This is a genomic window from Sulfurovum sp. (assembly GCF_041562805.1).
In the GTDB taxonomy this organism is placed as follows: Bacteria; Campylobacterota; Campylobacteria; order Campylobacterales; family Sulfurovaceae; genus Sulfurovum.
In genome coordinates this window covers 1-7,122 of sequence record NZ_JBFFOH010000130.1, presented here as the reverse complement: position 1 = coordinate 7,122, position 7,122 = coordinate 1, and the positions used below count along the sequence as shown (strand labels likewise).

The following is a 7,122-nucleotide window of genomic DNA, read 5'->3' as shown; positions in this document are numbered from 1 at the left end:
TACGACTATGCTAAACAATACCAGTGCGTTCCATTTAGAAGAGAAAGCTTCAGCACTACCGGTACCTGGTATCACAGTGAGTAATAACAAAAAGAAAATGTTAAGAGATGTAAAGAAAAAATATGCAGAGTATTCTGCGGAGCGTCAAAAATACAGTTGTGAAAACCCTATGCCCGTAGGCACTTCTCAAATGGCTGATAAAAAGACAATTGTAAGTAAACCTATTTTATCGTCAGCTCCATCTGCTGCTATCGAAAAAAAACCTGTGAAACAGGATAAAGTTACGACTAAGATAACCAATACCACTACTGCCCGTGCAGAAGATAAAGCTGTAGCACTGCAGGTACAAGCTAGCACGGCGAGTAATAAGAAAGAACAAATGCCAAAAGTTGAAAAGAAAAAAGCTGAAGCGATTGTAGTAGAGCATCCAAAATATGCTACGGAAATATCTACCCCCGCAGCCACTGCCCGAACTGTTGAGAAAAAGGCAGTGGTAAATGAACCTGTTTTGTCATCTAATTCTTCTGAGTCATGTGCTGCTATAGATAAAAAACTTATAAAACTGTATCAATTTACGATCATGGTAAACAATACCAGTGCGTTCCATTTAGAAGAAAAAGCTTCAGCATTATCGGTACCGGGAATTTCAGTGAGTAATAACAAAAAGAAAATGTTAAGAGATGCAGAGAAAAAAGGTAAAGAGCTTTTAAAAGAGCGTCAAAAATACGGTTGTGATACAACTGAATAATAAGATATTATTTCGTAAAGTAGAGTATATTTTAGTATGAGAAGTGCAAGTAAAAGAAATCTCTCACTTCTCATTATAGTGATCTTTTTCATCGCTTTTGTCTACGCTACCATCAAAGCGATGGGCATCGTAGACAAAACGCATGTAGGTACATCAAATGGAACCTACAGATCTTATGTAACCACTTCCAAAGAGATCCATGATAAAGCATTTGCTCTAACACAACATTGTACTGATGCGTTGTGTCAAGTACAAACGTTGTTGGATTTTGCGACAAATATCCCTTACAAGACTAAAATATTTCAGCAGTATTCAGCCCAAGAAACCATACAACAAAATTTCGGTGACTGTGATGATAAGAGTAACCTGCTTATTTCTATGCTACATGCTCTGGGTAAAGAAGCCTATTTTGTTTTAGTACCAAAACATATTTTTATTATTATTTCAATTGATGATAAACGATTATCTGCGAAAAAAGGACTTTGGATCAATGGAAAGAAGTATTATATTTTGGAGAGTACGGCTAAAAATTCAAAAGTAGGTTTCTCTTTAAAGCATAAACTTGATGATATCGATGTAGTTGTGGAGCCATTTTCAAATGAAAAACTCTCTATAGAAAAATTAGAATGGAAATAAGAGCGTACATATCTTTACTTCTTAAACATTTTTGGATAAATAAAAAACTTTAATTTCCCTTCCCCTATCTTTAGTTCTTTCCAACTCTCAATAGAAAATTGTATAGCTACAATACCTAAGGTTGGAACATTGTCAATGTAGGCATTTGTCATTATATTGGAAAGTTCAGTTGTTTCTGGATTGTGTCCTACAATGAAAACGGTATCATACTTGTCATCAATATCTTGGATGAGTGTGAGTACTTTTTCCAGTTCTGCCATATAGAGTGCATCACTGTATTTAATTTCACCGGTATAACCTATCTCTTTGGCTAAACCTTGGGTAGTGAGTTTAGTTCTTCTAGCGGCACTGCAGAGTATGAAGTCTGGCATTATTTTTTTTTCTTTGAGTACGTCTGCCATAGTGAGAATGGCTTTTTCCCCTCTTTTGTTTAGACCTCTGTCGAAGTCACCTTTACTTTCATCACTCCAGTCTGATTTTGCATGTCTGATAAGGTATAAATTTTTCATATAACCATTATAGCAAGAATTAACACACTTTTAAACATTCATAGTTTAGTCAATTACACTAAACTTTCTTTCAGGAAAACTTGTAATATTTACTAAAATATATTATAATCTCACAAAATTAATACTATATAGGAGAAACACAATGGCAAAACATCAGTTTCAAACAGAAATCGGACAACTTTTAAAGCTCATGACACACTCTCTTTATTCAAATAAAGAAATTTTCATTAGAGAACTAGTCTCTAACTCAAGTGATGCACTGGATAAATTTAATTACCTTTCTTTAACAGATGGAAAATTCAAGTCAGATGACTGGTCTGGAAAAGTTTTCATTAAATTGGACAAAGAAGATAACTCTCTTACTATTGGTGATAATGGTATAGGTATGAATGAAGCAGACCTCATGGACCACTTGGGGACCATTGCGAAATCAGGGACAAAAGCGTTTATGGACAACCTTACGGGTGATGCCAAAAAAGACTCAAATCTTATCGGTCAGTTTGGTGTAGGATTTTACTCTGTGTTTATGGTTGCAGATAAAGTAGATGTTATTTCTAAAAAAGCAGGGGAAGAGCAAGCGTATATGTTCAGCACTGACGGTACAGGTGAATATGAAGTAAAACCTGTGACGAAAGAAGAGCATGGAACAGTTATCTACATTAAGCTTAAAGAAGATGAAAAAGAGTTTTTAGATAAATGGAGAACACAAGAGGTAGTAAAGAAGTATTCTAACCATATTGCATATCCGATCATGTTGAACTACTCTGAAGAAGAGACAGAGGGTGAAGGTGATGATGCTACGACTAAAGTGGTTAATAAATCTGAACAGATCAATGCGGCTACTGCACTGTGGACAGTTTCTAAGTCTGAATTGAAAAAAGAAGATTATGTTGAATTTTATAAAACCATTTCACATGGTGATAATGAACCACTTACCTATTTACACAATAAGGTAGAGGGTGCCAATGAATTTACAACACTTTTTTATATTCCTAAAACTGCACCGATGGATATGTACAGAACAGATTATGAAGCAGGGGTAAAATTGTATGTGAAACGTGTGTTTATTACGGATGATAACAAAGAGTTGTTACCACCATATTTGCGTTTTGTAAAAGGTATCATCGATTCTGAAGACCTACCGTTGAATGTATCTCGTGAGTTACTCCAAGAGAATAGAATTTTGGCAAATATTAAACAAAATTCAACGAAGAAGATACTTCAGGCGATTAAAAAATTAAGCGGTGAAGATGCTGATACATTTATTGAACAATACAATAGAGTAATGAAAGAGGGTATCTACACTGACAATGTAAATAAAGACTTGTTGCTTGATATCGTTAAATACAAGAGTTCAACGGAAGAAGGACTGGTATCATTTGAAGAGTATATGAGCCGCGGTAATTCTGAGAAAAAAGAGATTTATTACATACTTGGTGATGATGAAAAAGTATTGAGAAATTCTCCACTTCTTGAAGCTTATAAAAAAGCCAATATAGAAGTACTCATCATGGATGACAAAGAGGTGGACAGTATAGTGAGCCCTATGATAGGTGCTTATAAAGAGTGGACACTTAAAGATATTACAACGATTGATGCACCAGACTCAAAGAGTGAGGAAGAGAAAGAAGAGATCTCAAAAGAGTTTAAATCTCTTACGGATAAGATCAAAGAAGTGTTGGGTGAAGAGGTCAAAGAAGTTAAAACTTCTACAAGACTTACATCCAGTCCATCATGTGTACTTAAAGACGCTTCAGACCCTATGGCTGGTATGGCTGCAATGTTTGCTCAAATGGGACAAGAGATGCCAGAAACACCTCTTATTTTAGAGATCAATCCTGACCATGAGATGATCAAAAAGCTGGATAGTCTTGAAGATCAATCTCTCTTTAATGATCTCTCATGGATTCTTTTAGATTCTGCGAAACTCTCAGAAGGACTTGATCCTAAAGACAAAGGAGCATTCGCACAAAGGATAGCTTCTTTAGCGACAAAAGCACTATAGTTATACATTAACTAAGGCATACCATAAAAACGGTGTGTCTCTAAAGTCGACTAAAGAAGTTGCTCAAACTCATTCATTGGCATAGGTCTATGACCATAGTATCCTTGGTAGATATCACAGTTTAAATTTTTTAATGATTCTAATGTTTCCTTATCTTCTACACCTTCTGCTAAAACCTTAAAATCAAACTTTTCAGCAATAGCGATCACAGCTTCAACGATGATGGCATCCCCTTTACTTTCGTTCATATTTAAAATAAAAGATTGGTCTATTTTAACCAGGTTGACAGGGAGTTGTTTGAGATAGGCCAGTGAAGAGTATCCTGTTCCAAAATCATCTATGGCAACAGTAAACCCAAAACTTTTTAATTCTTTGATCTTTTTTGCCGCATCATCAATATTGCGCATAATACCACTCTCAACTATTTCCAATTCGATCCATTCTGGTTTTACGCCGTGCTTGTAAAGTAGCAACATGAGCTTTTCAACAAAGTGGGGCTGTAAAAAATGTTGAGTTGAAATGTTAAGTGCAATGTGATCTAATGGAAAGCTATCCAAACGTTGACTTAAGGCTTTAATTTCGGATAAGACTTTATCAATGATCCATTCTTCAAGTTTGATAATGATACCACTCTCTTCAGCAATAGGAATAAATAGCCCAGGAGAGACAGGGCCTTTTTCTGGATGCTCCCATCGTACAAGTGCTTCTGCACCAATAATTCTATTTTGTTTTATATTCATTTGTGGTTGATAGTAGACAATGAATTCATCGTTTTTTATGGCTTTATGTATATCATTTTCTACCATGAGCGTTTCTTGTGTCTCTTGACTCATACTGCTTTCATAGAATTTATTAGTACCTCTAGCATCTTTTTTTGCTTCATACATGGCTGTCTCAGAACGTTTTAGAAGATCATAAGCAGAAACTGCATTATCATTAAACATCACGACACCAGTAGTGAAACTTAAATGCTGTTCATCTCCTGAAACAGGAAAAGGAGAAACAAATTTATCTTGAATTGTACTTATATAATTTGATGCCAACTCTTTTGAAAGGGTTTTATCACTATCCAAAGAAGGAATGAAAATGGCAAATTTATTACCACTGATACGTGCAAGCATATCATGACTGTTGATACTGTCATCAATCCGTTGTACCATCTGTTTAAGCAGATGGTCACCCAGCTCATGACCATAGGTCTCATTGACTTTTTTGAAGTGATCGATATCGAGAAAAAGTAAAGCCGCATACGCATTATTTTCTTTTGTATTGGCTAGAAAAGTTTTCAGTTTGTCTAAGAAGAGTGTACGATTTGGAATATTGGTAAGCATATCATAATAGGCATTTCTTAGCACTTCCTCTTTGGCTGTTACTTCATTGGTGATATCATCGATAATAGTGATACCACCAGCAACATTCCCTTCTGTATCAAGCATAGGTACGGTTGAAAGATTCACATAAAGATTCTTTTTATTGTTAAGCACTTCAAACGGACCACGATAATGGCCAGTTTTGCCCTTAAAAACTTCCTTATGTGCTTCAAGCACTTGAGAGTTTGAAATGTTATGAAGATCGGTGCTGATCAACTCTTCTTTGTCTGTTACTTTATTCATATTCATAAAGTGCATGTTGACATCTTGAAGTTCCAAAGAAGGATTATAGTAATAGATACCTACTGGAGCACGTTCGAACAGGGAGAAGAAACGTTCTTTGAGTTTTTCATGTGTATGCTTGATGGTCATGAAGTGTTGACGATTGTTCAATGCATTATTGATCACTTTTCCATAATAGTTTGCCGTGAGTATCATGATAAGCATCAATGCAAGAATAATAAACGCGATCATTTTGTAAAGCTCAGTCTCCATAAAAAAGAGACGTAAGATAATAGGAGAAAATGTGACTAATGCATATGTAAGCAAAAGGTCAGTTTTTGATGCCAAAATACCCATAGCAGAAAAACCAATGGCAAATAAAAAGAAAAGCAGGATCATTTGATTTAAAAGTCCCGATTCAGGGAAGAGTAAAAATGCACTGCTCCCCCAGACAATACCACCGAGCAACGTATTGGTATAATATTTATCAAGCCAGATATCTGCATTTTTGAGTTTATTGGCCTCACTCTCACCTTTAAACTGATAATAGTGATAAAATCGATAGAGGAACATAATAAAACTGACAAGAAGCCAGATACTGATGGAATAGAGATCTACAGACTCTAATTGTATGGCAGATAGAAGAAGAGCCCCTAAAAGATTCCCAATAAGCATAATGGGTAATGAAATATAATAAAAGACCATTTTATCATAAGAAAGACGTTCATCAAATGAGATATCTGTGTTATCAATGGCTTGGTCTAAACTATCTTCTTCTATCTTATTATCTTGGTGATTCATTAATGTATCCATCTCTTTAACTTTACTTCTTAAAAATCGGGGGGGGAGTATATTTAAAAATTGTGATACTACTATAACATAAGTTTTGCCAGAAAGTAAATTTTATTTTATCTTTGTTAGGATGAAAACAACAACATGACACGTATGGTTAAACCTAACTTATGCTAAAATCACTTTTTATTTAATTATTAGGTCTTTACATATGGATACTCAAAATTTCTACGAAGAAGTCATTGTCTTTGGACTACTGCTTCTTGCTGTAGTCGGAGTATACATTATGCTTAAAATACATTACCATTTTGCATTTGGTCTGATGAAGAATACCGCTTCATATGAAAAAAACAAGCCTAAAATAGACAAAGCGAAAGCGTATTTGTTTTTTGCACTTAAAGTATTGTTATGGATCGGACTTATCACTATGTCCATTTTTTGTATTCAGTATCTCTCAAATGGGATGAGTCTTAAAGCACTTCTCTTTGAATTATGGGCTAAGATACCAGAAGGGTTTTGGTTAGAAGCATTTTTTGTTATCATTCGCATAGCAGTGATCATTACTTTATCACGCTATATGTTAAAGTTTGTCTATGCTTTTTTAGATAAATATCAACAAAAAGCGATTGAAAACAGATGTGTAAACTGTAGTGAAGTAACTATTGTTAAGCTCTATACACGTTTACACAATATGGTCAAATATACAGTCTTACTAGGTATACTATATCGTATCACACTTTTTTTCCCTTTCTTGGAAATGATAAGTCGTGGACTATGGATACTCCTAATACTTTATTTTGTAGGATCTTTGTGTTTATTGGCAGTAAATGGTATGACAAT

At 34.8% G+C, this 7,122-nt stretch carries 6 protein-coding genes; 4 read left to right on the top strand and 2 right to left on the bottom strand.

Going from position 1 to position 7,122, the window contains the following annotated elements; translation table 11 throughout:
- A partial coding sequence (locus ABYK33_RS12305) for a hypothetical protein (protein ID WP_373033541.1) occupies window positions 1-748 on the top strand: 748 nt, incomplete at its 5' end.
- A gap of 36 nt (window positions 749-784) precedes the next feature.
- Window positions 785-1,384, top strand: a complete 600-nt coding sequence (locus ABYK33_RS12300; protein WP_373033540.1) for a transglutaminase family protein — start codon at window positions 785-787, stop codon at window positions 1,382-1,384.
- A gap of 14 nt (window positions 1,385-1,398) precedes the next feature.
- Here ABYK33_RS12300 and ABYK33_RS12295 read toward each other — a convergent pair whose 3' ends face one another.
- Window positions 1,399-1,893 carry a histidine phosphatase family protein gene (locus ABYK33_RS12295; protein ID WP_373033538.1) on the bottom strand — a complete coding sequence of 165 codons (495 nt, stop codon included), beginning with the start codon at window positions 1,891-1,893 and terminating at the stop codon, window positions 1,399-1,401.
- A gap of 142 nt (window positions 1,894-2,035) precedes the next feature.
- Here ABYK33_RS12295 and htpG point away from each other — a divergent pair, with 142 nt between their 5' ends.
- A complete protein-coding gene (htpG, locus tag ABYK33_RS12290; protein ID WP_373033537.1) occupies window positions 2,036-3,898 on the top strand; it encodes a molecular chaperone HtpG in 1,863 nt (620 codons plus the stop codon).
- A 50-nt stretch (window positions 3,899-3,948) separates the two neighbouring features.
- On the opposite strand, the gene ABYK33_RS12285 is transcribed toward htpG, so the two are convergent.
- The gene (locus tag ABYK33_RS12285) at window positions 3,949-6,291 is read right to left on the bottom strand and encodes an EAL domain-containing protein (RefSeq protein ID WP_373033536.1); all 2,343 of its coding nucleotides are present in this window, start codon (window positions 6,289-6,291) and stop codon (window positions 3,949-3,951) included.
- A 202-nt stretch (window positions 6,292-6,493) separates the two neighbouring features.
- Between ABYK33_RS12285 and ABYK33_RS12280 the strand changes: the two genes are divergently transcribed.
- The coding region (locus ABYK33_RS12280) for a hypothetical protein (RefSeq protein WP_373033535.1) at window positions 6,494-7,122 on the top strand (629 nt) is incomplete at its 3' end.